Origin of the sequence: Escherichia sp. MOD1-EC6842 (assembly GCF_002965705.1) — a bacterium.
Lineage (GTDB): Bacteria > Pseudomonadota > Gammaproteobacteria > Enterobacterales > Enterobacteriaceae > Escherichia > Escherichia ruysiae.
The window spans coordinates 182,488-208,570 of sequence record NZ_PTRF01000003.1 but is presented as its reverse complement, the minus strand read 5'-3'; the positions used below and the strand labels follow the sequence as shown (position 1 = coordinate 208,570).

Annotated in this window: 20 protein-coding genes; 5 read left to right on the top strand and 15 right to left on the bottom strand. The window is 51.4% G+C overall.

Features of this window, described 5'->3' with window-relative positions; translation table 11 throughout:
• Positions 1–24: 24 nt before the first annotated feature.
• On the bottom strand, positions 25–849 hold the full coding sequence (locus tag A7Z29_RS05280; RefSeq protein ID WP_105289927.1) for a PRD domain-containing protein: 825 nt from the start codon (positions 847–849) through the stop codon (positions 25–27).
• Between the two features lie 260 nt (positions 850–1,109).
• On the bottom strand, positions 1,110–2,363 hold the full coding sequence (amiC, locus tag A7Z29_RS05275) for an N-acetylmuramoyl-L-alanine amidase AmiC (RefSeq protein WP_000016908.1): 1,254 nt from the start codon (positions 2,361–2,363) through the stop codon (positions 1,110–1,112).
• Between the two features lie 230 nt (positions 2,364–2,593).
• Here amiC and argA point away from each other — a divergent pair, with 230 nt between their 5' ends.
• The gene (gene argA, locus A7Z29_RS05265; protein ID WP_000237965.1) at positions 2,594–3,925 is read left to right on the top strand and encodes an amino-acid N-acetyltransferase; all 1,332 of its coding nucleotides are present in this window, start codon (positions 2,594–2,596) and stop codon (positions 3,923–3,925) included.
• Between the two features lie 81 nt (positions 3,926–4,006).
• Here the strand turns inward: argA and recD are convergent, their stop codons facing one another.
• From recD to A7Z29_RS23625, 13 genes are all read right to left on the bottom strand, one after another.
• Positions 4,007–5,833: an exodeoxyribonuclease V subunit alpha gene (gene recD / locus A7Z29_RS05260; RefSeq protein ID WP_105289889.1), complete on the bottom strand. Its 1,827-nt coding sequence runs from the start codon at positions 5,831–5,833 to the stop codon at positions 4,007–4,009.
• Positions 5,833–9,375 carry an exodeoxyribonuclease V subunit beta gene (gene recB / locus A7Z29_RS05255; protein WP_105289888.1) on the bottom strand — a complete coding sequence of 1,181 codons (3,543 nt, stop codon included), beginning with the start codon at positions 9,373–9,375 and terminating at the stop codon, positions 5,833–5,835. The genes recD and recB overlap by 1 nt, the downstream gene beginning before the upstream one ends.
• A complete protein-coding gene (gene ptrA / locus A7Z29_RS05250; protein WP_105289887.1) occupies positions 9,368–12,256 on the bottom strand; it encodes a pitrilysin in 2,889 nt (962 codons plus the stop codon). The genes recB and ptrA overlap by 8 nt, the downstream gene beginning before the upstream one ends.
• Positions 12,257–12,431: 175 nt before the next feature.
• A complete protein-coding gene (recC, locus tag A7Z29_RS05245; RefSeq protein WP_105289886.1) occupies positions 12,432–15,800 on the bottom strand; it encodes an exodeoxyribonuclease V subunit gamma in 3,369 nt (1,122 codons plus the stop codon).
• A gap of 12 nt (positions 15,801–15,812) precedes the next feature.
• Positions 15,813–16,136: a prepilin-type N-terminal cleavage/methylation domain-containing protein gene (locus tag A7Z29_RS05240; RefSeq protein WP_105289885.1), complete on the bottom strand. Its 324-nt coding sequence runs from the start codon at positions 16,134–16,136 to the stop codon at positions 15,813–15,815.
• A complete protein-coding gene (locus A7Z29_RS05235) occupies positions 16,121–16,528 on the bottom strand; it encodes a DUF2509 family protein (RefSeq protein ID WP_105289884.1) in 408 nt (135 codons plus the stop codon). The genes A7Z29_RS05240 and A7Z29_RS05235 overlap by 16 nt, the downstream gene beginning before the upstream one ends.
• Positions 16,525–17,088 (bottom strand): prepilin peptidase-dependent protein, encoded by a 564-nt coding sequence (locus A7Z29_RS05230; RefSeq protein ID WP_105281174.1) that lies wholly within the window; start codon positions 17,086–17,088, stop codon positions 16,525–16,527. Before A7Z29_RS05230 ends, A7Z29_RS05235 begins: the two co-directional genes overlap by 4 nt.
• Positions 17,079–17,549, bottom strand: coding sequence for a prepilin peptidase-dependent protein (locus tag A7Z29_RS05225; protein ID WP_105289883.1), 471 nt, complete (start codon positions 17,547–17,549; stop codon positions 17,079–17,081). The genes A7Z29_RS05230 and A7Z29_RS05225 overlap by 10 nt, the downstream gene beginning before the upstream one ends.
• Before the next feature lie 185 nt (positions 17,550–17,734).
• The gene (thyA, locus tag A7Z29_RS05220) at positions 17,735–18,529 is read right to left on the bottom strand and encodes a thymidylate synthase (RefSeq protein WP_000816232.1); all 795 of its coding nucleotides are present in this window, start codon (positions 18,527–18,529) and stop codon (positions 17,735–17,737) included.
• Between the two features lie 6 nt (positions 18,530–18,535).
• Positions 18,536–19,411 (bottom strand): prolipoprotein diacylglyceryl transferase, encoded by an 876-nt coding sequence (gene lgt, locus A7Z29_RS05215; RefSeq protein WP_000204651.1) that lies wholly within the window; start codon positions 19,409–19,411, stop codon positions 18,536–18,538.
• 150 nt (positions 19,412–19,561) lie between these two features.
• Positions 19,562–21,808 (bottom strand): phosphoenolpyruvate--protein phosphotransferase, encoded by a 2,247-nt coding sequence (gene ptsP / locus A7Z29_RS05210; RefSeq protein ID WP_000957932.1) that lies wholly within the window; start codon positions 21,806–21,808, stop codon positions 19,562–19,564.
• Positions 21,809–21,820: 12 nt separating this feature from the next.
• Entirely contained in the window at positions 21,821–22,351 is a 531-nt protein-coding gene (gene rppH, locus A7Z29_RS05205) for an RNA pyrophosphohydrolase (protein WP_000564488.1), read from the bottom strand.
• A gap of 352 nt (positions 22,352–22,703) precedes the next feature.
• Complete coding sequence (locus tag A7Z29_RS23625) at positions 22,704–22,850, bottom strand: hypothetical protein (protein WP_274541214.1); 147 nt, start codon at positions 22,848–22,850, stop codon at positions 22,704–22,706.
• A gap of 185 nt (positions 22,851–23,035) precedes the next feature.
• Here A7Z29_RS23625 and mutH point away from each other — a divergent pair, with 185 nt between their 5' ends.
• The 4 genes from mutH (at position 23,036) to A7Z29_RS05185 (ending at position 26,011) form a co-directional block, all read left to right on the top strand.
• A complete protein-coding gene (mutH, locus tag A7Z29_RS05200) occupies positions 23,036–23,725 on the top strand; it encodes a DNA mismatch repair endonuclease MutH (protein ID WP_000082203.1) in 690 nt (229 codons plus the stop codon).
• Positions 23,726–23,793: 68 nt separating this feature from the next.
• A complete protein-coding gene (locus A7Z29_RS05195) occupies positions 23,794–24,507 on the top strand; it encodes a TerC family protein (protein ID WP_000895631.1) in 714 nt (237 codons plus the stop codon).
• A 137-nt stretch (positions 24,508–24,644) separates the two neighbouring features.
• Entirely contained in the window at positions 24,645–24,863 is a 219-nt protein-coding gene (ygdR, locus tag A7Z29_RS05190; RefSeq protein WP_000758660.1) for a lipoprotein YgdR, read from the top strand.
• Between the two features lie 107 nt (positions 24,864–24,970).
• Entirely contained in the window at positions 24,971–26,011 is a 1,041-nt protein-coding gene (locus tag A7Z29_RS05185) for an NADP(H)-dependent aldo-keto reductase (protein ID WP_001199281.1), read from the top strand.
• The last annotated feature ends 72 nt before the right edge of the window (positions 26,012–26,083 follow it).

The window sequence follows — 26,083 nt, the reverse complement described above, 5'->3', positions numbered from 1 at the left end:
ATCTCATAAAAATATTATATGTAGTTAGTCCATTAATACTTTGGTGCGAATAGAGAGATATAGCTTTTCTTCTAAAATCAATTCATATTTAAACGTGCTGTACAGATACCTTTCTATTTCATGAATAGCGCGTTGCAATTGAATATCTTTTTCAAGAAACTGTTCATAGATATCGCCAATATCTTTCTGTTTTATTTTTTCATTGCATAATACTCGACAAGAAAAATACTTAAGATGCATCATAAATCTTGAATAGTTAAATGAACTCCTGTCCACCCTTCTGTTATAAATGTCCTCAATAATCTCCGTAATTTTTTGAGACAACTCAATAATTCTTACAGATTCATAATCAATTGAGTTTTCATAGTTATTTAAAATATGTAATGCAATAAAACCAATCTCGTCATCCGGAAGTTGAAAGCTAAACTGATCATTGATGATTGTTAATGCATCCCGACTTATCACATATTCTGCTTTATACAACGCTTTGATTTCCTCAAGGAAAACATTATTAATTTGTATTCCGGAGGCGATTCGGGATATTGCATTCGAAATGTGATCGGCAAGAATCAGTAGTAGCGAAGGATTTAGCTTTTTTTCAAGATTGATCTCCGCATATTGCACTATCTTTTCAGCCACAAATACATACTCAATATCCACATGCTCAATCAGTTTGTAGAGTTTATTTTTTTGCTCATTCCTGACATAAAAAATTCGGTTAGCCGGATGCTCGGGTACAGACATACCATATTTTTTGTTGTAACCGACGCCAGGTCCAGAAATGATAACCTCCTGTCCATTCATCGATGCCTGCACACAATTATTGTTCATGACTTTTTCGATGATCATTTCATGGCTCCAAAAAAAAAGGCAAGGCACGTCAGAAGTAATAATTACTTCAAACATTGCCTTGCCTGATTTAACAGTTACAAGATGATTAACTAATGCCTATACCTTACACTGGATTGCCTTTAATAAAAGAGACGCTAGGCTTATTTTTCAAGCTAACTTTCAAATATTCGACAGCAGTCACAAAATCATCGTTTAACATTCATATAAATGATATCCATTCAATTAAATATAAATTCATTGAATGGATAAATTAAACATCATCCCCTTCTCGCCAGCGTCGCTCCATCGGCAAAATACGCTTTAATTCCCGCAAGAATGGACTCTGCAACTTCCTGCTGGAAAGTCGCCGTTTTCAGTTTGCGCTCTTCCTCAACGTTACTGATAAACGCCGTTTCGACCAGAATGGAGGGAATATCAGGCGCTTTCAGCACGGCAAACCCGGCCTGCTCGACCTGATTTTTATGCAACTTATTGATTTTCCCTAGTTTATTCAGTACTGCTCTACCAAACTTCAGGCTGTCGGCAATGGTCAGCGACTGAACCATATCAAACATGGTGTGGTCGACATAGCGGTCGCCACTTTTGCTCACACCACCAATTAAGTCCGAGGCGTTCTGGGTTTGCGCCAGATATTTTGCCGCAGTACTGGTTGCGCCTTTGGTCGAAAGCGCAAACACCGAGGAGCCGCTCGGCTGGCGGCTGGTAAAGGCATCTGCATGGATAGAGACAAACAGGTCAGCACGTTGTTTCTGTGCTTTTGCTACGCGCACTTGCAATGGAATGAAGATGTCTTCATTACGCGTCATGTACACCTTCATATTGCCCTCTTTCTCGATCAGAGAGCGCAGACGGCGGGCAATCTGTAATACCACGTCTTTTTCACGCGTTTTGTATTTCCCCACCGCGCCGGAGTCTTCGCCACCGTGGCCAGGGTCAAGCATGATGACAATCGGGCGATCGCGCCCTGCCTTACCTGGCTGCGGACCACTTTGCGCAGGCGGCACCTGTTTTTCGAGATCGCCTTTGTTGTAATCCTCCAGCAGCGCCAGCAGCGGGTCTTGCATATCCTGCGCATTGACCGGATAGAGATCCATCACCAGACGCTCTTTAAATCCGGCAACCGGCGCGAGGGCAAACATCTGTGGTTTTACGTTTTGCTTTAATTCAAAAACCATCCGCACGGTTTGCGGATCAAATTGCCCGACGCGTGCTGACTTGATGAACGGGTCGTCAGCACGAATTTGTGCCGCCATCCCCTTGAGCACCGAGTTCAGGTTTACATCTTCAATATCTACCACCACGCGCTCAGGATTACTCAACGCGAACTGCTTATATTTCAGCTGACGGTTTGATTCAACCGTCACACGGGTATAGCTGGACGCAGGCCAGACGCGCACCGCCACGACCTGGCTGACCGCAGCCAGGCTGACCTGACTTACGCTCAATAGCCACATGGCACCCGCGCCTTGCAGTAAACGACGACGGCTGATTGCAGTATTGGATCCTGACATGCCTCTCCCGAGCAAAAAAATCTAAGCTGTGTAACAAGTAAACGACCAATTTGACCGGAAACTTTAGCGAAAGACGCATAATCTGTCATCTATAAAACGGTAAACATTCTTTTTATATTCACGGCATTACTGATAAAAAAGTTGCTCATGCGTAAAATTCGCACTTGCATACGGCGAAAAAACAGAATAAAAATACATTAATTTCGAATAATCATGCAAAGAGGTGTGCCGTGGTTAAGGAACGTAAAACCGAGCTGGTCGAGGGATTCCGCCATTCGGTTCCTTATATCAATACCCACCGGGGAAAAACGTTTGTCATCATGCTCGGCGGCGAAGCCATTGAGCATGAGAATTTCTCCAGTATCGTTAATGATATCGGGTTGTTGCACAGCCTCGGCATCCGTCTGGTCGTCGTCTATGGCGCGCGTCCACAGATCGACGCGAATCTGGCGGCGCATCATCACGAACCGCTGTACCATAAGAATATACGCGTGACTGACGGCAAAACGCTGGAGCTGGTGAAGCAGGCTGCGGGGACATTGCAACTGGACATCACTGCTCGCCTGTCGATGAGCCTCAACAACACGCCGTTGCAGGGCGCTCATATCAATGTCGTCAGTGGCAATTTTATTATTGCACAACCGCTGGGCGTGGATGATGGCGTGGATTACTGCCATAGCGGACGCATCCGGCGGATTGACGAAGAAGCGATTCATCGCCAACTGGATAGCGGTGCCATTGTGCTGATGGGCCCGGTGGCGGTTTCGGTCACTGGCGAGAGCTTTAACCTGACCTCGGAAGAGATTGCCACACAACTTGCCATCAAACTGAAAGCCGAGAAGATGATTGGTTTTTGCTCTTCACAGGGCGTCACCAATGATGATGGCGATATTGTCTCCGAACTTTTCCCTAACGAGGCGCAAGCGCGAGTAGAAGCCCAGGAAGAGAAAGGCGATTACAACTCCGGTACGGTGCGCTTTTTGCGTGGTGCGGTGAAAGCCTGCCGCAGTGGTGTTCGTCGCTGTCATTTAATCAGTTATCAGGAAGATGGCGCGCTGTTGCAAGAGTTGTTCTCACGTGACGGTATCGGTACGCAAATTGTGATGGAAAGCGCGGAGCAGATTCGTCGCGCAACAATCAACGATATTGGCGGCATTCTGGAGTTGATTCGCCCGCTGGAGCAGCAAGGCATTCTGGTACGTCGTTCTCGCGAGCAGCTGGAGATGGAAATCGACAAATTCACCATTATTCAGCGCGATAACACGACTATTGCCTGCGCCGCGCTCTATCCTTTCCCGGAAGAGAAGATTGGGGAAATGGCCTGTGTGGCAGTTCACCCGGATTACCGCAGTTCATCACGGGGCGAGGTTCTGCTGGAACGCATTGCCGCTCAGGCGAAGCAGAGCGGCTTAAGCAAATTATTTGTGCTGACCACGCGCAGTATTCACTGGTTCCAGGAACGTGGATTTACCCCAGTGGATATTGATTTACTGCCCGAGAGCAAAAAGCAGTTGTACAACTACCAGCGTAAATCCAAAGTGTTGATGGCGGATTTAGGGTAAGCGATGGAAATCGCCGGATGCGACATGCATAACACTCGTAGGCATGATAAGACGCCCATGCGTCGCATCCGGCAATCACGTTTATTCCCGCGAACTAAACAATGCCGCCAGACCACTGCGCCGCTCAGTGCGCGTGGCGATTGCCGCACTCAAAATACGCTCATCGGCATACAGAGACAAACGTCGACGCGCGCGGGTTACCGCAGTGTAAACCAGTTCTCGCGTTACTACCGGTGTACGCTGGCTCGGTAAAATCAACGCCGCATGGTCGAACTCCGATCCCTGCGATTTATGTACCGTCATCGCCCATGTGGTTTCGTGCTCTGGCAGGCGGCTCGGTTGCACAGACTTAATACTGCCGTCCGGCATCGCAAACCAGACGCGCGTCCCCTGCCCGCGATCCAGCGCAATACCGATATCGCCATTAAACAACCCAAGCGCGCTGTCATTACGGGCAATCATCACCGGTCTGCCTTCGTACCAGCGCGAATGCGGATGACGATGAATTTTGCGCTTCTGTTGCATAAACTGTTCAATTCGCTCATTCAGTCCAGCGACGCCAAACGGCCCTTCCCGCAGGGCGCACAAAAGCTGGTATTCATTGAACGCCTGAATGATTAAATCCGGCTCGGCACGTGCTTGTAGCAGATCCAGATAACGTCCGTAACCCGCAAGAGCTTCTTCAAGCATCGCAATATAGTCTTCGCCGTTCTGCAAAAGCCGTTTTTCGATGTCAGTAAAATCCTGCTGAAAAACAGTTTTCACTGCCGTTTTATCACCACGGTTAATCGCCGCAGCTAACTGACCAATGCCAGAATCGCTGCCGAAACGGTAGCTTTTTTGCAGCAGGCAGAGACTGTCACGCAAAGATGCCGCTTCTGTGCCAGTTCCTGCCGGAACGTGAGTTCCCGTCAGGCGGCTTAGCTGCCCGGCACGCTCGGCGGTAAAGCCCGCGTTGGCATAGGCGCAGATATCGCCCAGCACAGCCCCAGCCTCAACCGAGGCCAGTTGATCACGATCGCCAAGAAAGATCACTCGCGCATGATCGGGCAAGGCGTCGATCAGCCTCGACATCATAGGCAGATCGATCATTGATGCTTCATCTACCACCAGCACATCAAGATGCAGCGGGTTACCGGCATGATGACGTAAACGCTGGCTACCTGGCTGCGCACCCAGCAATCGGTGCAAAGTGCTGGCATCTTCCGGAATGCGTTTCTTTTGTTCATCGGTCAGCGGTAACTGGCGCAAAGCCTTGCCAAGCGATTCGGTTAAGCGCGCAGCAGCTTTCCCCGTTGGCGCGGCCAGTCGGATACGGCAGCGTTCACCGTCGGCCATCTGAATTAACGCAGCCAACAACTTCGCCACGGTGGTCGTTTTACCGGTGCCAGGGCCGCCGGAAATCACCGAGATCCGCCGCGTCAGCGCCACCGCTGCCGCCACTTTTTGCCAGTTAATTTCATCGCTTACTGGAAAAAGTTTGTCCAGGGTTTGCGCCAGTAGAGCTTCATCCACCTCAATGGCATGATTCACTTCGTTGAAAAAGCGTGCCACTGTGCGCTCGTTACACCACATGCGATTCAGGTAAAGACGATCGCCACAGAGGATCATTGGCGTTGGTTCATCTCCCCGGCTGACCGCTTGTGAAGCCAGCAAGCACTCTTCCCAATTTTGTAGCTCACCGATTTCACTGACACAGGTCGCCAACAGCGGATGCGACGCCTCGTTATTTTCCAGTCGTGAAAGCGGCAAACAGACGTGTCCCTCTCCGGCATCATGACTTAACAGTGCCGCCGCGAGGGTGACGGCAGGATGTTCATCACCCGCCACAGTCAGGGCAAATTGCACATCCAGCGGGCGTAGCTGTTTGTGCTCCACAGCTTCCAGTAATTGCTTTTGCAATTTCATTACGCCTCCTCCAGGGTCATACCGGCAAACATCTCATCCATCAGGTCAATCAACCCGGCGTTGGGTCGGGTTGCGTAAATCCCTTGTTGCGGATGTTCTTTATCAACGCCACGCAGGAACAGATAAATAACGCCGCCAAAGTGACGCTCATAGTCGTAATCAGCAATGCGATGGCGCAGATAACGATGCAGCGCCAGGGTATAAAGCTGATATTGCAGATCATATCGGTGTGCCTGCATTGCCGCTGCCATAGCCTGTTGGGTGTAAGCCGAACTGTCTTCACCCAACCAGTTGGATTTATAGTCGAGCAGGTAATAACGCCCTTCGTGGCGGAACACCAGGTCGATAAAGCCTTTTAACATGCCGCGTACCTGCATGAACTCCAGCGGCGGGCAGCCAGCCGATAGCGGGTCAAACTGGCGAATTAGTGCATCAAGCTGGCTGGCGATGAGCGGTTCGCTAATCGGCAGGTAAAACTCCATCTCCACCTGTTTATCGCGGTCGGAAAGCTGACTCAGAGTGACGCCAGTTTCATTGAGCGGCGCCTGAAGAATAGCGGTGATCCACTCAGTCAACACCGGTTCCCACTGCGGTTCAAAGCCGCCAAGTTCCAGTTTTTCCCGCACCCAGTTCGGGTCAACCGGCTGGGTAAAATCGAGGTCTTCAAACAAACTGTGCAAGAACGTCCCCGGTGAGGCACCACGCGGGAACTGATGCGGTGTTAACGTCGGTTCTTCAACGACGCTGACCACGCCTGCGGCATCAACATCCAGCCGTGGCATCAGATCCTGAGCGATACCATGACCACGCTGCTGCAAACCTGAATAACTGGTGACGCGCCAGTTATCGCCGGGCAATCGTTGTAGCGTCTTCGCATTCAGTTCTGCAGTTAAAACATCATTAACCTGCCAGGGCTGGTTATCACCAGTTTGTGCCGTTTGCCAGGTAATATCATCATCGCATAACGCTTCAATACAGGCGCGAAGCCCTGCCGCATCTTGCGGTTCCCCTTTTTGCAGCAAACGCCCGAGCGCACTTTGGTGGACGTCGGTGTCACCTTTTTTATCACCACGACGGCGCACCAGCGGCGCAACGCCGAGACTGCAATGCCAGACCGAACGCGTCAGCGCCACGTAAAGCAAACGCAGATCTTCCGCCAGACGCTCTGCCTCGGCGAGATCGACGCTTTCTGGCGCAGCGTTAAGATCAAGTACAGCCTCAAATGAATGACGATCGTGATAGAACGCCTGATCCTGGACGCGAAAATTGGTAATAAACGGCAACCAGACAAGCGGATATTCCAGCCCTTTTGATTTATGGATCGTGACGATCTGCACCAGATGTTTGTCACTTTCGAGGCGCATTTGCTGGCTGGAGGCATTACTGTCGGGTTCGAGGATATGTTGCGATAACCAGCGTACCAGCGCATGTTCACTTTCCAGCTGCGTTCCGGCTTCTTGTAGCAGTTCGCTGATATGCAAGATATCGGTAAGACGCCGCTCGCCACCTGCCGTGGCCAGCAGGTTTTCTGCAATGTTGCGCGCCGACATCAGCGCCCGCAGCATCGGCATAACGCCGCGTTTGCGCCAGATTTGTCGATATCCATCAAATTCTTCGACGACTGCATCCCACACATTTTCGTCATCATTCAACGTTTCGATATCCAGGGCGTTCAACCCCATCATCGACGTTGCTAACGCACTGCGCAGAGTGTTCTCACGTTCAGGCGTCATTACAGCCTGCAACAGCCAAAGCATCTCCTGCGCTTCCAGTGTTTCAAAAACACTGTCGCGGTTCGAAAGGTAAACGGAAGGGATTTCCAGCAGCGTTAAGGCATCGCGCACCTGGGCGGCCTCCTGGCGGCTGCGTACCAGCACACTGATGTCCGAGGCGCGAACAGGACGCGCGGTGTCGCCATTCATCAGCAATGCTTCGCCCCGCTGCCCGGCCTGTAGCCAGTCCCGGATTTGCGCAGCACATACCTGCGCCATGGTACTTTGATAATCGCCAATACCGCAGCTTTCACCTTCCATCAGCCACATTTTCATCGCCGGCTGCGTTTCACCTTTAAATACAAAACGCAGTGCCTGATTTTTTCCGGCTGATTTCACTGGAATAAACGGAATTTCGCGGAACATGAAAGCGTCATCAGCCTGGCTGAAAAGTTTGTTCACACTGTTCACCATTCCCGGCGCAGAACGCCAGTTGGTATCTAAGGTGTAGTGAGCGTGAACTTCGCTACGCGCCTTCATGTAGGTGAAAATGTCTGCGCCACGGAATGCGTAAATGGCCTGCTTCGGGTCACCAATCAGCAATAACGCCGTTTCCGGCTGATGGTGCCAGATACGGCGGAAAATCCGGTACTGCTGGGGGTCGGTATCCTGAAATTCGTCGATCATTGCCACTGGAAAGCGCGTACGGATCGCCGTTGCCAGCGCCTCTCCGCTTTCGCTACGCAGCGCGGAATCGAGCCGACTTAGCATGTCATCAAAGCCCAGTTCGCCACGGCGGCGTTTTTCGCGCGCTACTGTTTCGCGGATCTCAGCCAATGCGCGGGTGATCACCACATCACGGATCGACAATGGTTCTGCAAGCAGTTGTTCGATCGCCTCAAACAGTGGATGTCGCGGGGTTTCCCCCCCGGCTTTCGTGCGATCTTCTAAGAAACGCTGAGAGAATTTTTCCAGCGACTCCGGCAACTGATAGCTGTTGGTCTCTTCTTCTGCCCAGGCGCTGATCTTGTCTATCCATTTAGCCTGATTGCTACGGTTAAACTTGCGGCGATCAATACCGGAAGATTCGATCAGCGCATCCAGTTCACCTACTGCGTCACGCCACTGCTGTTTTACGGCATCGATACGCGCCACAATTTGCGCATGGCGGGAAGCCAGAGTTTCATCATCGGGCGGCGGCGCTTTGATAACCGGCGCTTCCCCTTGCAGATAACGGTTAATATCTCGCAGTAACGCCTGCGGCCCTTTCCAGGTTTCAAAGACGACCTGGGCAATTTCACGCGGTAACGGGTAGCAATGGCGACGCCAGAAATCGGCGCAGGCCTGGTAGCGCAGTAGAGACTCGTCTTCAATCAGCTGCTGCTCAAACAACATGCCGGATTCAAAGGCATTCAGGTTGAGCATTCGCTGGCAAAAACCGTGGATGGTAAAGACTGCTGCTTCATCCATCTGTCGCTCAGCTAACAGCAACCACTGCGCGGCTTGCGCTTTATCGTCGATCTCTTCCAGCAGTCGTGCATACAGCGGATTGTCGGTGGTTTCACGCAGACAGGCGATGCGTAATTCATGAATATTGCTACGGATACGACCGCGCAATTCTGCAGTGGCAGCCTCGGTAAAGGTTACTACCAGCAGTTCTTCAACGGTCAATGGGCGGGGAAAGGCGGAGGAACCGCCTAGTCCAAGTAACAGGCGCAAATAGAGCGCCGCAATCGTAAAGGTTTTGCCTGTGCCGGCAGAGGCTTCAATCAGGCGCTCGCCCTGTAAGGGCAAGCGCAAAGGATCTAGTGTCTCGGCGACATCACTCATTCTTTTCACTCATCAGGGGCATTGTTTGCTGCAACGCGCTGACGTTCTCCCATACTTTCCAGCCTTCAGGATGCACATATTCGGCTTTCCCGTTCTGGCTGCCGGAAATCTGCGACAGGATAGCCATGCCTTGCGGCTCGACCACCGCCTGATGGAAGAAATCGGCCAGTTTTTGCGGCGTCAGCAGTTTTATCTGTGCCACGATTTTATCACGCGAATCGAAGCGCATATTGCCGCGATCGAAATCTTTACTTAACTTCGATGCTTCTTCGCCGAGCGTTTGCGGTGCCTGCAGCATCTGGGTAATCACCGCCTGCTGGATTTGGGCAAACTCTTCTGGCTTCATCGCCCGCAATTTTGCCTCTGCGGTTGGGAAAAAGGCTTTGTATCGCTCCCACAAGAATGAAGGCTGTTTATCATTGCTTTGCAAAAGGAAGCCCATGCCCCACTGACGCCCCACGCTCATTGGAAACGCAAACACGGCATAGCCCAATTGTTCTTCAGTACGCAACTGATTGTAGAACCACGGCTGAACAATCTGCGCCAGCAGAGAACTGTAGGCTGAACTGGTGTATTCATCGTAGCCAGTCGGTACGAAAACCGCTGCCAGGGCAGAGTCGGTGCTGTTACCGGCTTTTTCAAAGATGACGGACTGTTTTTTCTCAACCACTACATCTTTGTTACGACACCACTCTGAACCATCAGCGCCCAACTGTTTTTGCACATCGCGTGCCAGCGTTGTTGCCTGGGCTTCAGTCATGTTGCCGATAACCATAAACTCTGGTCGAGCCCCTGATTTTAAGGCGTCGCGATAGGCCAGCACTTCTTTCAAAGTAATGGAGGGCAAAATTTTACGTCGCTCATCTCGCGAGAAGTATGGCACCTGCGAGAGCATTTGCGCGGGCATAATCGCCTGCTCAAACGCTTTGCCCTTTTCTGCGGAATCCATCATCTGGTTATACCAGGATTTCGCCTGCTCAAGCTGATCTTCCGTAGCGGTATAGCTAAAGTAGCCCTCCAGCAGAGCCTGGAAAAGCTGCGGCAGCCGCTGAGTGTAACCATTAGCATTGACCATAAGGCCGTTGTTAGCGTTGGTGGAAAAACTAATGCCACCAACTGACGCCTGGTTGCTTAACTGATCAAGCGCCAGCCCTGCGAGATAATCATTGAGCGCAAACATTACCTGATTACGGGCGCTGTCCATGGCTTTCGGGTTACGCAAAATCAGGCTGACATCAGCTTTGGGTTCGCTGGCAAAATAGCGGCTTGGCGCATACACCACACGCAGATTCGACTCATCAACAATCAGCTCTGGATGGTCGTATTTCTTCTCTGACTTAATCAGCGAGAAATCGTCAGGAATATAGGGGTTAAGCTCCGGCAAGGAGAGTGCAATGTCGGCGGCTTTTTTCTGCCAGTCAGCGAAGGTTTGTGCGCTGATTTTATCGACCTGATACGGCGCATCGACAAAGTAAGCCGTTTTATTGTGCGGCTCTTTCGGGCTGATATACCAGATACGCGCGTTCTGCGGCGTCATCATCGCCAGACGTTCTTTTACTGCTTTAGCATCGTACCGATCGGCAATATTGACTGCATCCAGCGTATGCTCAACAGGAACGCGAATCATGGTATCCGCCAACCATTCGACGTAATCCATATCACGGGTGATTGACGGATAACGGAAGTCGATATCCAGCACATTCGCCAGCTCATCGAAATACTGTTTATCAATCCCTTTTTCGCGTAACAGATTGAGGTAGCTGAAAATGGCCGCCACAACCTGATCGCGATTCGCCAGACCTTTATCGGTTAAGGACGCAGAAATCGCTAATACGCCGCTGTTACCGTTGACGATAGGATCGGAGTTGGCGCTAATGCCCTCAACTAATCCCTGCTTTTGCAGCCAGTCAGAAAGTGTACCTGGGCTGCGATTACCAATCAGATAGGTAATCAACTCATCCGTTTTACTACGGAACTTCTCCGAGTTGTTATCGATGCGAAACTCGACGCGCAGCACTTTACGCGGCAGCGCCGGGACGTAATGAATGATAATGCCCTTTTGCGCGTCGGTGACTACCGGCACGGTGATTTCCGGTTTCTGGCTCTCTTTGTTAGGCACGCGACCGAAGGTGTCCGCCGCCATTTTTGCCAGTTCCGGCAATGGTTTGTTGCTGTAGATAACCGCCTTCATCAGATTGGCAGAGTAATATTTCTCATGGAAATCTTTCAGCGCCTGCTGCACAGGATTACCGGGTTTGTCGCTTAAGGTTTCCAGGTTACCGCCAGAAAACTTTGAACCTGGGTGCGCCGGGTTAATGGTTTCTGCGCTGACCTGTGCCATGCGCATCCCGTCACGCGTGCGCGCCATGGTTAATTCAGCGTTCACTGCATTACGTTCACGTTCGGCATATTTCTTGTCGAGTAAGGGTTCTGCAATAGCATCGGCCAGGCGATCTACCGCACCGGGCAAGGCATCGTTCTCAACTTCCAGATAGAAAGCGGTGCGATATGGTGCCGTGCTGGCATTGTGACTGCCGCCGTGCATTTTGAGATATTCAGCGAGGCTATCTGCTTGAGGGTACTTTTTCGAACCCATCAGACTCATATGTTCAAGGTAATGTGCCAGCCCCTGATACGCTTCAGGATCTTCCAGCGACCCAACGGGCACTACCAGCGCCGAAAGCGATTTAACCGCCTGCGGATCAGAAACCAGCAAGACCACCATACCGTTATCCAGACGTATAGCCTGATACTGGCGGTTATCTTTATCACTTTTACGGATGGTTTCCTGAATCGGCTGCCATCCCGTTTCTGCCTGACTTAAGGGTGCCCAAAGGGCAACAAACAACAGTAATGCTTTGAACCAGGTGCTGCGGGGCATTCACGAACCTCATTATCAACTTTATTTTTCAACCAGATTCAATAACTTAAAGAAAATCATCCGGCAGAATATAATCTTGTGCTGAACGAGTCAGCCTGTGTCTATATAACCATCAGTCCGTGACTGGTGCGCATCATAAAGTAAGCAGATGGATTGCGCAATTTTTATACAGAACTCATGATTGATTAAAACGAAATAGCGGTAACAAGAAACGTTGCGACTGATCAACGATGGCTTCCATTGTCTCTGGCGTTAATTGCCGCCAGAGCCGTTGATACCAGATATCATCACCTTCACCACGCACCATCATGTTGCCCTCGTAAGCCTGAAGGAATTTCGTTCGAGCTTTTTGCAACGTGGAATCGTCATCCAGCATGGCATCGTTTGCCGCGTCATAACAGGTTTTTAGCCATGCGCCGCCACTTTCAGGTAACACCAGCAACGGCGCGGACATTCCTTCACGATACCCCTCAATCAGTTGTGAGAGGTAATGTAAAGCCTGTTCGGCTGCAAGCGGCGGGAAACGCCACTCGCCGTCTTTGCGTAGAAAAAGGCGGCTTTCACCGTTACCACCACTGGCACAGTAGACAAGGTGTTCTAACCAAAGTTGCATTCCCTGTGCCACACTTAATAAAGAGGGACGCCAGCGCAGCAGGCCATCCGGCTGAACCTGCGGCAACCACCCAGTAATCTGCACACCGTTGCACGCGAGATCGATTTCCATACTCTGCCCCGGCTGGCGACAGGCAATGACTCTGTCGGCAAGCTGCTGCATCTCCTGACACTGCGTTTCCCAGAAAATTTCACCAAAAGCACCGTACGGTAAATCCCCTGCCGCCCGGAAGCGGCGGAACAAGCGTTCTGCATCATCCTGATCCACCAACGCATTTAATAACTGCTGATTGATTTGATAACGGCTAAGCCCTTCGAGAATAAATGGCTCGGTATCGGGAATTTCGCTGTCTTCGGTACGAAAATGCACCTGTAAACGCATCTGGAAAAACGCTCGCACCGGATGCGCCCAGAATCGTTGTAGCGTTTCCAGCGGCACGGTTTCTGGCAAGGTAAACGGTAAAGGCTGGACAAATTCAGAATGCGCCTTGCCTGCCTGGCTGGCTGCCGGTAGCCACTCACGCGCATAGCTTTGTAACTCGCCAGGCTGGTAGTTTTGCGGATCAAACGGCATCCGGGTATGGAGGCACGTAAGATGCTCTTTTACTCTTGCCTCGCTTTCATCACAGTTAAGCTCTTCATCACCCGGCAGATAATGACTTTGTCCGATGTAGTCGATCAGTTCCTGCACCAGCACCGACGGGAAACGTTCACTGTTATCCTGGATGGAACGCCCGATATAGCTGATATAGAGTTTTTGCTGCGCGGAAATTAACGCTTCCAGGAACAGATAGCGGTCGTCATCGCGACGGCTACGGTCGCCACGCTTCGGTTTCTGGCTCATTAAATCAAAGCCCAATGGTGCAAGCTGGCGTGGGTAAACGCCATCGTTCATCCCCAGCAGGCAAACCACTTTGAACGGGATTGAACGCATTGGCATCAGCGTACAAATGTTAACCGGACCCGCAAGAAAACGCTGGCTGATACGTTCTTGATCGAGGCGTTGTGCCAGTTCATCACGTAACAGTGACAGCGGCACCGCGTCGCCATACTGCGCACCTAGACCTTCGGCGATAATCGCCTGCCACTGCTGCTCAATAAGCGTCATCGCCGCTTCGGTTTCCGCATCCGGCAGGAAGAAGGCGTTGAGCATATCGCGACAAACCGGCAGCCACTCCTCAAGCGGACGCTCCTGCGCCAGGCCGCGACGCCAGATATTCAGTTGCATTAGCAGTGACGCCAGATGCCCTACCAGTTCTGCAATTAAGCCGCTCGATTCGTCATAAGGAAGAACCGATTGCCACTCGCCCTGGGCGCTCTCCATTGCATAGCCCAGCAACATGCGTGTCAGGCCAAATCGCCAGGTGTGTTGCCCGGTGGCGGGGAGTTCCAGCTCGCGAACGTTGTCGTCATCAATCCCCCAGCGAATGCCGGATTCATTAACCCACAGACGTAAATAACGTAGCCCTTCTTCGGTGATATCAAACCGCGCCGCCAGTACCGGCACGTCCAGCAGCGCCAGCACGTCCTCCGACACAAAGCGGCTGTCTGGCAGTGATAACAGGCTGATAAACGCTTCCAGCACCGGATGCGACTGCCGCGCCCGACGGTCGGAAATGGCATAAGGCAGGTAACGATCCGCAGGCGCGCTACCAAATACAGCCTGAATAAACGGACTGTAGCTATCGATGTCGGCCACCATCACGATGATGTCGCGTGGAGTAAGTGTCGGATCTTCTTCCAGCATCGCCAGCAGGCGATCGTGCAAAACTTCCACTTCGCGCTGCGGGCTGTGGCATACGTGGAAGGTGACGCTGTTATCCTGCGGATCAAGCAGACGTTTGTTGTCGCTGCGGGAAAACTCGCTCAGATTCACGCCTGCGACCGCACGGTTTTCCAGTTCCAGAATATCGGACTGGATGTTATGCAACAGGCTGTCTGGCGTAACATCAACGAATGCGTCCAGCTCCTGACTGCTCTGGAGCTCGGCAAGCAGATAGATGTAGTCGCGCCCCAGTTTGCCCCACGAGGCCAGTAGCGGGTTACCAACATCCTGTTCGCCGTCGCTGTTAAACAACTGTCCGGCGTTTTCGCTATCGCGGAATAGCGGCAATTCGCGATCTTCAAAACTGTGTCGCCGCTGGCGAGCCAGAAGCTTTGCCAGATAAGCCGGATCTTTAATATCACCCCAGTAATAACGGCAAGGGTTGGTAAACAGAAGATGGATTTCAATATGTTTACCCAGCGCCTGTAGCGCCTGTAGATAAACAGGCGGTAACGCGGAAATACCGCATATAAAGACACGCGAAGGTAACCCCGGCGGGCAGGTCGTCGCGGACTCCAGCGTTTCGATAAAGCGTTGATAGAGATTGGCACGGTGCCAGCGCGGTTGCCCCAGTTCATGGGTATATTCCACCAGCGCCTTCCACAAAGGAGCTTGCCAGGCCTGCGCTTCTCCCAGCCCTTCAACCAGGCGCCCCGCTTCCCACTGTGCCAGCCAGTCCGGGCGATAGACCAGATACTGGTCAAACAGATCCGCCGCTTTTGAGGAAAGCTGAAACAGCTTGCGCTTGTCGCTATCGTCAGTCAGGTAATGACGCAACAGGGTAAAATCTTCGCGATCCAGCAGTTGCGGCAGCAGAGTCATCAGTTTCCAGCTCATGCTCTGTTTGTTGAAGGCGCTCTCTTTGGGGATCTCCGGCAATACGCGGACGAACATATCCCAGATAAAGCTCGCCGGCAGCGGGAAATCAATGTTTGCCGCAATGCCGAACTTCTGCGACAGCGTCATTTGCAGCCACTGCGCCATACCGGTACTTTGCACCAGAATCATTTCTGGCTCAAAAGGATCGTCCAGCCGTTCGCGTTCGACGATAAACTCCATCAACGCTTCCAGCACGTCCAGACGATTGGAATGGTAGACCCTTAACATAGCGGCTCCTGACTACTGACGATTCGGGCAATGCTGGCGGGTCATCTCGCCTTCTCTGCCCCCGGGTGAAACTAACGTAACGCTGATGCTGACACATCCCGCCTGCGATGTCTGCATTCGGTTAACCTGCCAGTTGGCAGGTGGCGAAATCGCGCGCAGTTGCGTTTGCTGCCAGCCATGCCGCCAGAGTTGCAGATACTGGTTTCTGCTGGCAAGACTGTTCATTAATGTTCTCTGATACCCCGATAACGCAGTGACAATCATCACCATCAGCACCATCGCCAACATCACTTCCGGCAGGCTAAAGCCTTGTTGATTCTTCAGGGAAGCTGACATAACGCCCCCTCTTTCTGCGGACAAAAATCACTCCAGCCGCGTGGCGCAAAAACAATGTTTCCATCGTTCACTTCGCCTGTTCGCCACAATGAAACGCCTTCATAACCGGCAATCAGCAAGATTTCATTATCTGCCAGTAAACGCAGACAAACCCGGGCACCGGTTGCAGCGTACTGTGAGCACTGAACTGCGGGCTGTGTCTGCCAGGAGTGCATTCTGCCCCATTCCAGCGCCGACTGTACGATAGCCTGGCGACGCAATGACTGGCTTTCCATAGTCACCCGAGAGGCAAAACTGCGATCCTGTTGGCACATTCCCTGTAGCAGCAAACTGCCCAAAACCAGCAACATCAGAACCAGTGCCAGCGATGAAACTCCCCGTTCACGGTTCACAGGTTGAATCCTGTTACGCTATAGCTGGCATCCACCACAGTTTGTGGTTCAGCCTTACTGGCGCCCCGCATATTAACCGTCAACACCGGCGAGAAGCCGCTAACATCCTGACGTACGACCTGAAAAGTGTCGATAATGATGGCATCCGGATTAGTGACTTTATCCCAGCCCTTACCTTCACAAGATGTCGCACCACGTAGCGTTTCCAGCACATGCTCCTTCAGACGAAATCCAATCTGGTCGGACTCTTTTACCGGTTCGCGCTCCCAGATACCGTTACTGTTCGCATCCCACTGTACAATGATGCAGTCACCCTGCCCGACAATGACCAGCCCCTCGCCAGTGCAGCTACCATGACAATAACCCGCTCTCTGGAGATGCTTCGCGACTGTAAATATCCGCAGCCAGATTTCATCTTCCAGCGCCAGCTTACGGGCGCTCGTCAAACTTTCACGCTGTAATGCAGGCAGAAATCGTGCAGCCCCCAGCAACAGTACGCTACTGATCGCCATAGCAATCAAAACTTCCAGCAGAGAAAATCCTTGCTCTTTTACAGACATCCTTCTGTTTCTCCTTGCTGGCAAAGCCGGAGCCTTCCCCACGGCGAAACCACCAGCCACCACTCGCCCGTTGAGTTTTTGAAGCGAATATGCCCTGCCCATGCGGTATTGCGCAGGCCAAAGAAAGTGAGCGAAGGCGTCAGGTCGCTCATTTCTACGTCGGGCCAGCGTGGCACGAAGAGCAGCGGTGAACTGCCATGACAGGCATTCGCCCCTGCGGCAGAACTCACAAGACACCATAACTTCCCCTCCCTGATGACGCTGATACTGTGGTCGCGGTTATGCCAGTTGGCATCCTCACGTAAATAGAGCAAATAGTCCCGCGCCTGGCTGGCGGTTTGCCATAGCCGTTGCGACTGCTGCCAGTATTGCCAGCCATAAAGTCCACTTGCGCTTAGCATGACCAAAATCAGCATCGCAACCAGCGTTTCAATCAGCGTATAACCACGTTGTGTTTTCATGCCGGCAGTATGCGACGAGGAGAAAAAAAGACGAGGGTCAGTTTCTCATTCTTCGGCGCGTCTTCCGGACTATTTACGCTGTTGCAGGGCGTTGCAAAATTTCGGGAAGGCGTCTCGAAGAATTTAGCGAAGGATAAAAAAAACCGACGCACACTGGCGTCGGCTCTGGCAGGATGTTGCGTAATTTAGATAGCAACCGGCGCTTTAATGCCCGGATGCGGATCGTAGCCTTCAATCTCAAAGTCTTCGAAACGGTAGTCGAAGATGGATTCAGGTTTACGTTTGATAATCAGCTTCGGCAGCGGACGCGGTTCACGACTTAATTGCAAATGGGTTTGATCCATATGATTGCTGTACAGGTGCGTATCGCCACCGGTCCAGACAAAATCACCCACTTCCAGATCGCACTGCTGCGCCATCATATGCACCAGTAACGCGTAGCTGGCAATGTTAAACGGCAGGCCGAGGAAGACGTCACAGGAACGCTGATAAAGCTGGCAAGAGAGTTTGCCGTCTGCCACATAGAACTGGAAGAACGCATGGCACGGCGCCAGCGCCATTTTATCCAGTTCGCCTACGTTCCACGCCGAAACAATAATACGGCGGGAATCCGGATCGTTTTTCAGCTGGTTCAGTACCGTAGTGATCTGGTCAATATGACGACCATCTGGCGTTGGCCAGGCGCGCCACTGTTTACCATAAACCGGACCGAGATCGCCGTTTTCATCGGCCCACTCGTCCCAAATGGTGACATTGTTTTCGTGCAGGTAAGCAATGTTAGTGTCGCCCTGCAGGAACCACAGCAGTTCATGGATAATGGAACGCAGGTGGCAACGTTTGGTTGTCACTAACGGGAATCCATCCTGCAGGTTAAAACGCATCTGATGACCAAAAATGGAAAGCGTTCCGGTTCCGGTACGGTCGTTTTTCTGTGTGCCTTCGTCGAGCACTTTTTGCATCAGTTCTAAATACTGTTTCATGGTTCCTCAGGAAACGTGTTGCTGTGGGCTGCGACGATATGCCCAGACCATCATGAAAACACCCGCGACAATCATCGGGATGGAAAGAATTTGCCCCATGCTGATGTACTGCACCCATGCACCGGTGAACTGCGCATCGGGCTGGCGGAAAAACTCAACAATGATGCGAAACGCGCCATAGCCAATCAGGAACAAGCCTGAGACAGCCCCCATCGGGCGCGGTTTACGGATATACAGGTTGAGGATAATAAACAGCACCACACCTTCCAGTAGCATCTCGTAAAGTTGCGACGGGTGGCGCGGTAGTACGCCGTAGGTGTCGAAAATGGATTGCCACTGTGGGTTGTTTTGCAGCAACAGAATGTCTTCGGTACGGGAGCCAGGGAACAGCATGGCAAACGGGAAGTTCGGGTCAACGCGCCCCCATAATTCACCGTTAATAAAGTTGCCCAGACGCCCGGCTCCAAGGCCAAATGGAATGAGCGGTGCGATAAAATCAGAGACCTGGAAGAAGGAACGTTTGGTGCGGCGGGCGAAGATAATCATCACCACAATCACGCCAATCAGACCGCCGTGGAAGGACATGCCGCCGTCCCAGACACGGAACAGATACAGCGGATCGGCCATAAACTGCGGGAAGTTGTAGAACAGAACATAACCAATACGTCCGCCAAGGAAGACGCCGAGGAAGCCCGCATAGAGTAAGTTTTCAACTTCATTTTTGGTCCAGCCGCTGCCTGGACGGCTAGCCCGACGCCCAGCCAGCCACATTGCAAAAATGAAACCCACCAGATACATCAGGCCGTACCAGTGAAGCGCCACGGGTCCTATTGAGAAAATGACCGGATCAAATTCCGGAAAATGCAGATAGCTACTGGTCATCTGTCACCACAAGTTCTTGTTATTTCGCTGAAAGAGAACAGCGATTGAAATGCGCGCCGCAGGTTTCAGGCGCTCCAAAGGTGCGAATAATAGCACAAGGGAACCTGGCTGGTTGCCGGATACCGTTAAAAGATATGTATATGATCCGCGCTATAACCCCCCGCGAATCAGCCCGCCCATACCGCGACGCTCCATAAATGCCGCTACCTGATGACGAACTTCGGTCGCCAGTTGCGCTTCCAGACTGCGCTGCGCAAGATTTTCTGCTTCGGCAAAATCAATGCGCCGCAGCAGGTATTTTACGCGCGCGACAGAACGTCCGTTCATAGACAGATGGCGATACCCCAGCCCAATGAGGATTGCCACGCACATGGGATCGCCCGCCATTTCACCGCATAAACGCAGATCGATTCCCTGCGTTTCCGCCTCACGGGCGATCATCGCCAGAGCACGTAACATTCCAGGATGAAGACTGTCATAAATGTTCGCTACTCTGGTGTTGTTGCGATCAACGGCCAGGATGTATTGAGTCAGGTCGTTGGTGCCAACAGAGATAAAATCGATCCGGTTTGCCAGATGCGGCAGCATAAATACCATTGAAGGTACTTCCAGCATGATACCGATGCGTGGTTTGGGAATTGCGTAACCGATCATCTCCTCGACTTCACGTCCAGCACGTTCAATCAGGCGGCGTGCTTCGTCAACTTCATCCAGGCTTGTGACCATTGGCAACAGAATGTGCAGGTTGCCCGTTGCAGCATTGGCGCGCAACATCGCCCGCACCTGGATCAAAAAGATCTCCGGCTGATCGAGCGTAATGCGAATCCCACGCCACCCCAGGCATGGATTCTCTTCGCTGATCGGCATGTAGGGCAATTGTTTGTCAGCACCGACATCCAGCGTACGCAGGGTGACAGGTTTATCATTGAACATTTGCAGCATCCCCTGATACTGCGCCACCTGTTCTTCTTCCGACGGGAAACCACTTTGCAGCATGAAAGGGATTTCGGTGCGATAAAGACCGATACCATCAATGCGACTGCCCAGTTTTTCTTCATGCTCCGGGCTTAATCCCGCATTGAGCATAACTTTTATGCGCTCGCCGCTTTTTAACTGCGCAGGTAAATTGACGTCATCTTCTGCCAGACGGCTAAGCTCAATCTCTTCGCTAATCAGCCGCTGATATTCTTGCAGCAGTACCGGCTCCGGGTCGACCAGCAATTCACCGCGATAACCATCAACGATCAGTGTGCGACGATGCAGCACCGAAGGCTGAATGTCCGCGCCCATCACGGTAGGGATCCCCAGCGCACGTACCATAATCGCAGCATGGGAGTTGGCTGCGCCATCGCGCACGACAACGCCGACTAAGCGATCCTGAGGCAGCTCTGCAAGGGTTGTCGCTGACAGTTCATCTGCCACCAGAATGAAACGTTCCGGCCAGGCGTTCGCCCCCTGGTTGGCATCATCAAGGTGAAACAACAATCGCTGGCCCAGCGCACGTAAATCACCGGCTCGCTCTTTGAGATAGCTATCACTTAGCGCAGCAAACTGTTCGGCGAATTTTTCAATGACCGTTTTCACCGCCCACTCTGCAACTGAGCCTTTATCCACCTCGTCAAATAATTCGCGACGCAGACGCGTGTCAGAAAGCAGGTGTGAGTAAAGATCGAAAATAGCCGCTGTTTCTTTTTGTGCACCGGCAGCAAAGCGTTTGCTGTAGCGACGAAACTCGTTAGCCGCTTCTTCCAGCGCCCCGGTCAGTCGCTCGCGTTCCAGAGCCGGATCCAGCGTTGATGCCTGATATACCTGTTCCATTAAGGGTAACGTGGCATCCTGCCAGCCTTCAGCAATCGCCACGCCGGGCGCTGCCGGTAATGCGCGGATTCGCGTCTGGCGATATTGCCCAAACAAGGCAGTCAACTGCGACTGAGAAAGAATAGCTGCCATCTGGGTGGCAAGCGTCACCAGGAAAGATTCTTCACTTTCGTTGTACTGCCGCAACTCTCGTTGCTGTACCACCAGTACACCAAGTAACTGGCGACGTTGAATAATTGGCACGCCTAAAAACGCGCGGAAACGTTCTTCTTTTACGGAGGGGATATATTTGAAGCTGGGGTGTTTTTGCGCATCCGCAAGGTTTATCGGTTCCGCCAGCCTGCCAACCAGGCCGACGATCCCTTCATCAAACGCGAGCGTTACGGTGCGACCACGTGGCTTTTTTAATCCTCGGGTCGCCATCAGGTAGTAACAACGTCGGTCGTGATCGGCCAGGTAGACCGAACAGACCTCGGTATCCATCGCAAGACAGATGTCGGTAACCAGAATATTTAACGCCTCATTCAGGCGTGGTGCGCTGGCTACCTTTTCGACTATTTCGCGCAGGCGAGTGAGCATAATGGGCGTGACTTAACCTCTTTTACGTCGATAAGCAGATACGTTTTGTGGTTTAGGCGTATTTTCTTGCAGCGCCATCACAACACTTGCGAACTCTTTCATTACCCTACGGTAGACATCACGTTTAAATGACACCACCTGTCTGACCGGATACCAGTAACTTACCCATCGCCAGCCGTCAAACTCTGGTGTACTGCTGGTTTGCATATTGATTTCCGCATCGCCGCTCACCAGCTGCAAGAGAAACCATTTTTGTTTTTGGCCGATACAAACCGGCTTCGTGTCCCAACGCACCAAACGTTTCGGTAATTTGTAGCGCAACCAGTTACGCGTTGAAGCAAGGATTCGAACGTCTTTACGGCTTAATCCTACTTCTTCAAACAATTCACGGTACATCGCCTGTTCTGCGGATTCTCCGGGATTAATTCCGCCTTGCGGAAATTGCCAGGAGTGCTGACCAAATCGCCGGGCCCACATCACTTGCCCCTGACGATTACAAATCACGATACCTACGTTTGGGCGGTAGCCATCGTCATCAATCACCGGACTACCTCAAAATAAAGCTTTATATACGAATGATTGTTTCATACTCCAGGAAGACGGTAAACCACTCTCTGCAGGGCATTACACACTAATAACAATTGAATAACTCACAGTTAAGTGCAGAGTTATAAACAGAGGGCGGGGTGGATAGCCGTTTTTATTCACCTTTTCTGTGGATAGAGTTGTGAAGAACTACGGAATTACCACGGGAAAACCCAGAGCATTCTGAATCAGTCGCTAAAATACACTTTAAAATATTCGTTATTAATCAATGCATTAAACACATAAATATTGATAAAACAGAGAAATTCGTGACCCATGTCACACCACTCATTTACGCGTTGGCGAAAGATCAACCAACGTCGTATTTATCCACAGAATGTGCCACTAAGTTAAGCACCGCACCACTAAAAATTAGAGTTTCGTCGCACGTCAAGGCTGTAAATGGAAACAGTAGTGAGGGTTTTTCACAGTTATCCCAGCTTTCTGTGGATAACATGGTGTAAGATCCTGTTTATTTTCAGTGACAAGAATTGGAAAACCCACCAGGACGTTGCGCAACACCGTCACCTGTGGATTAAAAAACAAGATAAATCATAGAATTGAATAACGCTTGTGGAAAAAGTTACACTCTGAATATTCGGTACAAAATAGCTGCTTATTTTTTAACCAAGGTGTAATGCCATGTCTCAACCTCGCCCATTGTCCTCTCCTCCCGAAACTGAAGCGCAGTTATTAGCACAAGCACAGCAACTTTCTGGCTACACCCTGGGTGAACTGGCAGCACTTGCCGGGTTGGTTGCGCCGGAGAATTTAAAACGCGATAAAGGTTGGATCGGTGTGTTACTGGAGATCTGGCTTGGCGCCAGCGCAGGGAGTAAACCTGAACAAGATTTTGCCGCATTAGGCGTGGAACTCAAAACTATCCCTGTGGATAGTCTTGGTCGTCCGCTGGAAACGACATTCGTTTGTGTTGCACCATTAACCGGCAATAGCGGTGTGACCTGGGAAACCAGTCACGTCCGCCACAAACTTAAACGGGTGTTATGGATACCGGTTGAAGGCGAGCGCAGCATCCCGCTGGCGCAGCGTCGCGTAGGAGCACCGTTGTTGTGGAGTCCGAACGAAGAAGAAGACCGCCAGCTACGCGAAGACTGGGAAGAATTGATGGATATGATTGTCCTCGGTCAGGTTGAGCGAATCACCGCTCGTCACGGGGAATATTTGCAAATACGACCGAAAGCGGCGAATGCGAAAGCTCTCACCGAAGCCATTGGCGCCCGGGGCGAACGAATTCTGACATTGCCGCGCGGATTTTATCTGAAGAAGAAGTTCACCAGCGCACTGCTGGCCCGTCATTTTTTGATCCAGTAGCCATCGCTTTGACCTGCTGCATTCCGGGCATATAATTACCGCTTCATTTTTTTGGCAGGGCTTTTTAGATGTTATTTGCATGGATAACCGATCCTAACGCCTGGCTTGCGCTCGGTACGCTGACGCTGCTGGAGATCGTTCTTGGGATCGATAATATTATTTTCCTTTCTCTGGTGGTCGCAAAGTTGCCCACCGCACAGCGTGGTCACGCGCGGCGTCTGGGACTGGCTGGAGCCATGGTTATGCGTCTGGCGCTGCTGGCGTCGATTGCCTGGGTTACGCGCCTGACGAATCCGCTTTTTACAATTTTCAGTCAGGAAATTTCCGCTCGTGATTTGATTCTGCTGCTGGGTGGTCTGTTCCTTATCTGGAAAGCCAGTAAGGAGATCCACGAATCTATCGAAGGTGAAGAAGAAGGGCTGAAAACACGCGTTTCATCATTCCTCGGTGCTATCGTACAGATTATGCTGCTGGATATTATTTTCAGCCTCGATTCAGTGATTACCGCCGTGGGTCTGTCGGATCATCTGTTTATTATGATGGCGGCCGTCGTCATTGCAGTAGGTGTGATGATGTTCGCCGCGCGTTCGATTGGTGATTTTGTTGAACGCCACCCTTCGGTAAAAATGCTGGCGCTCTCTTTCCTGATTCTGGTGGGCTTTACCCTGATACTGGAAAGTTTCGATATCCACGTACCGAAAGGTTACATCTACTTCGCAATGTTCTTCTCCATTGCAGTAGAAAGCCTCAACCTGATTCGCAATAAAAAGAATCCGCTCTGATATTCCGTTCGCTCTCCAGTGGGAGAGCGAACGTCTTCCCTTTATTCTCACAGTTTAAGACTTTCCTGCTTTCAAGATGTATAACGTCAGATTATAAACAGACTATTATCATTGATGGGCTTAATGAGGATAACCGGATGAAAAAATGGGCAGTATTAATTTCCGCAGTCGGACTGGCATTTGCTGTTTCCGGTTGTAGTAGTGATTATGTGATGGCCACTAAAGATGGTCGAATGATCCTGACTGATGGAAAACCGGAAATTGACGATGATACCGGGCTTGTGAGTTATCACGATCAACAAGGTAACGCGATGCAAATTAACCGCGATGATGTCTCGCAAATTATTGAACGTTAAAAAATAAGGTCAGCATCCGGCTGACCTTAAGATTTTTCGCTTTCCCTTTTCCCTTCCCTCTGCCATTTTTATATTCCTTATGTCGTGATTATAAAAAGGAAACGGCTATGCAATATCACCGTATACCCCACAGCTCGCTGGAAGTCAGCACGCTGGGGCTTGGCACGATGACGTTTGGTGAACAGAACAGCGAAGCCGACGCCCACGCACAACTCGACTATGCCGTCGCTCAGGGCATTAATCTTATTGACGTTGCCGAGATGTACCCTGTACCGCCGCGCCCCGAAACGCAGGGATTGACTGAAACCTATGTCGGTAACTGGCTGGCAAAACATGGCAACCGCGAAAAGTTAATTATCGCCTCCAAAGTGAGCGGACCGTCGCGCAATAATGACAAGGGAATTCGCCCGGATCAGGCGCTGGACAGGAAGAATATCCGCGAAGCTCTGCATGACAGCCTCAAGCGCCTACAGACTGATTACCTCGATCTTTATCAGGTACACTGGCCGCAGCGCCCGACCAACTGCTTCGGCAAACTCGGTTATAGTTGGACGGATTCCGCGCCTGCGGTTTCGCTGCTGGATACGCTGGATGCACTGGCAGAATACCAACGCGCAGGGAAAATTCGTTATATCGGCGTGTCGAATGAAACCGCATTTGGCGTAATGCGTTATCTACATCTGGCGGACAAACACGATCTGCCGCGCATCGTCACTATTCAGAACCCCTATAGTCTGTTAAACCGCAGCTTTGAAGTGGGTCTGGCGGAAGTCAGCCAGTATGAAGGCGTCGAGTTGCTGGCCTATTCGTGCCTGGGTTTCGGCACGCTGACCGGTAAATATCTCAATGGTGCAAAACCGGCTGGTGCGCGTAATACGCTCTTTAGTCGGTTCACCCGTTATAGTGGTGAACAAACGCAAAAAGCCGTCGCGGCGTATGTTGATATTGCCAGACGTCATGGCCTGGATCCTGCTCAGATGGCGCTCGCTTTTGTACGCCGCCAACCGTTTGTTGCCAGCACGCTGCTGGGCGCAACGACGATGGAACAGTTGAAAACCAACATCGAAAGTTTGCATCTGGAGTTAAGCGAAGACGTATTGGCTGAAATTGAAGCGGTGCATCAGGTTTATACTTATCCGGCACCTTAAATCTTCCGCCTGGCGTTCTACGCCAGGCATCTCTTATCCTGACTTTTCAGAATATATTCACTACTTTTCGCC

Bases quoted from the DNA above. Each gene is read 5' to 3' on its own strand.
- A7Z29_RS05280 (WP_105289927.1), bottom strand. From the start codon at position 849: ATGATCATCGAAAAAGTCATGAACAATAATTGTGTGCAGGCATCGATG.
- amiC (WP_000016908.1), bottom strand. From the start codon at position 2,363: ATGTCAGGATCCAATACTGCAATCAGCCGTCGTCGTTTACTGCAAGGC.
- recD (WP_105289889.1), bottom strand. From the start codon at position 5,833: ATGAAATTGCAAAAGCAATTACTGGAAGCTGTGGAGCACAAACAGCTA.
- recB (WP_105289888.1), bottom strand. From the start codon at position 9,375: ATGAGTGATGTCGCCGAGACACTAGATCCTTTGCGCTTGCCCTTACAG.
- ptrA (WP_105289887.1), bottom strand. From the start codon at position 12,256: ATGCCCCGCAGCACCTGGTTCAAAGCATTACTGTTGTTTGTTGCCCTT.
- recC (WP_105289886.1), bottom strand. From the start codon at position 15,800: ATGTTAAGGGTCTACCATTCCAATCGTCTGGACGTGCTGGAAGCGTTG.
- A7Z29_RS05240 (WP_105289885.1), bottom strand. From the start codon at position 16,136: ATGTCAGCTTCCCTGAAGAATCAACAAGGCTTTAGCCTGCCGGAAGTG.
- A7Z29_RS05230 (WP_105281174.1), bottom strand. From the start codon at position 17,088: ATGTCTGTAAAAGAGCAAGGATTTTCTCTGCTGGAAGTTTTGATTGCT.
- A7Z29_RS05225 (WP_105289883.1), bottom strand. From the start codon at position 17,549: ATGAAAACACAACGTGGTTATACGCTGATTGAAACGCTGGTTGCGATG.
- thyA (WP_000816232.1), bottom strand. From the start codon at position 18,529: ATGAAACAGTATTTAGAACTGATGCAAAAAGTGCTCGACGAAGGCACA.
- lgt (WP_000204651.1), bottom strand. From the start codon at position 19,411: ATGACCAGTAGCTATCTGCATTTTCCGGAATTTGATCCGGTCATTTTC.
- ptsP (WP_000957932.1), bottom strand. From the start codon at position 21,808: ATGCTCACTCGCCTGCGCGAAATAGTCGAAAAGGTAGCCAGCGCACCA.
- A7Z29_RS23625 (WP_274541214.1), bottom strand. From the start codon at position 22,850: ATGTTATCCACAGAAAGCTGGGATAACTGTGAAAAACCCTCACTACTG.
- mutH (WP_000082203.1), top strand. From the start codon at position 23,036: ATGTCTCAACCTCGCCCATTGTCCTCTCCTCCCGAAACTGAAGCGCAG.
- A7Z29_RS05195 (WP_000895631.1), top strand. From the start codon at position 23,794: ATGTTATTTGCATGGATAACCGATCCTAACGCCTGGCTTGCGCTCGGT.
- ygdR (WP_000758660.1), top strand. From the start codon at position 24,645: ATGAAAAAATGGGCAGTATTAATTTCCGCAGTCGGACTGGCATTTGCT.
- A7Z29_RS05185 (WP_001199281.1), top strand. From the start codon at position 24,971: ATGCAATATCACCGTATACCCCACAGCTCGCTGGAAGTCAGCACGCTG.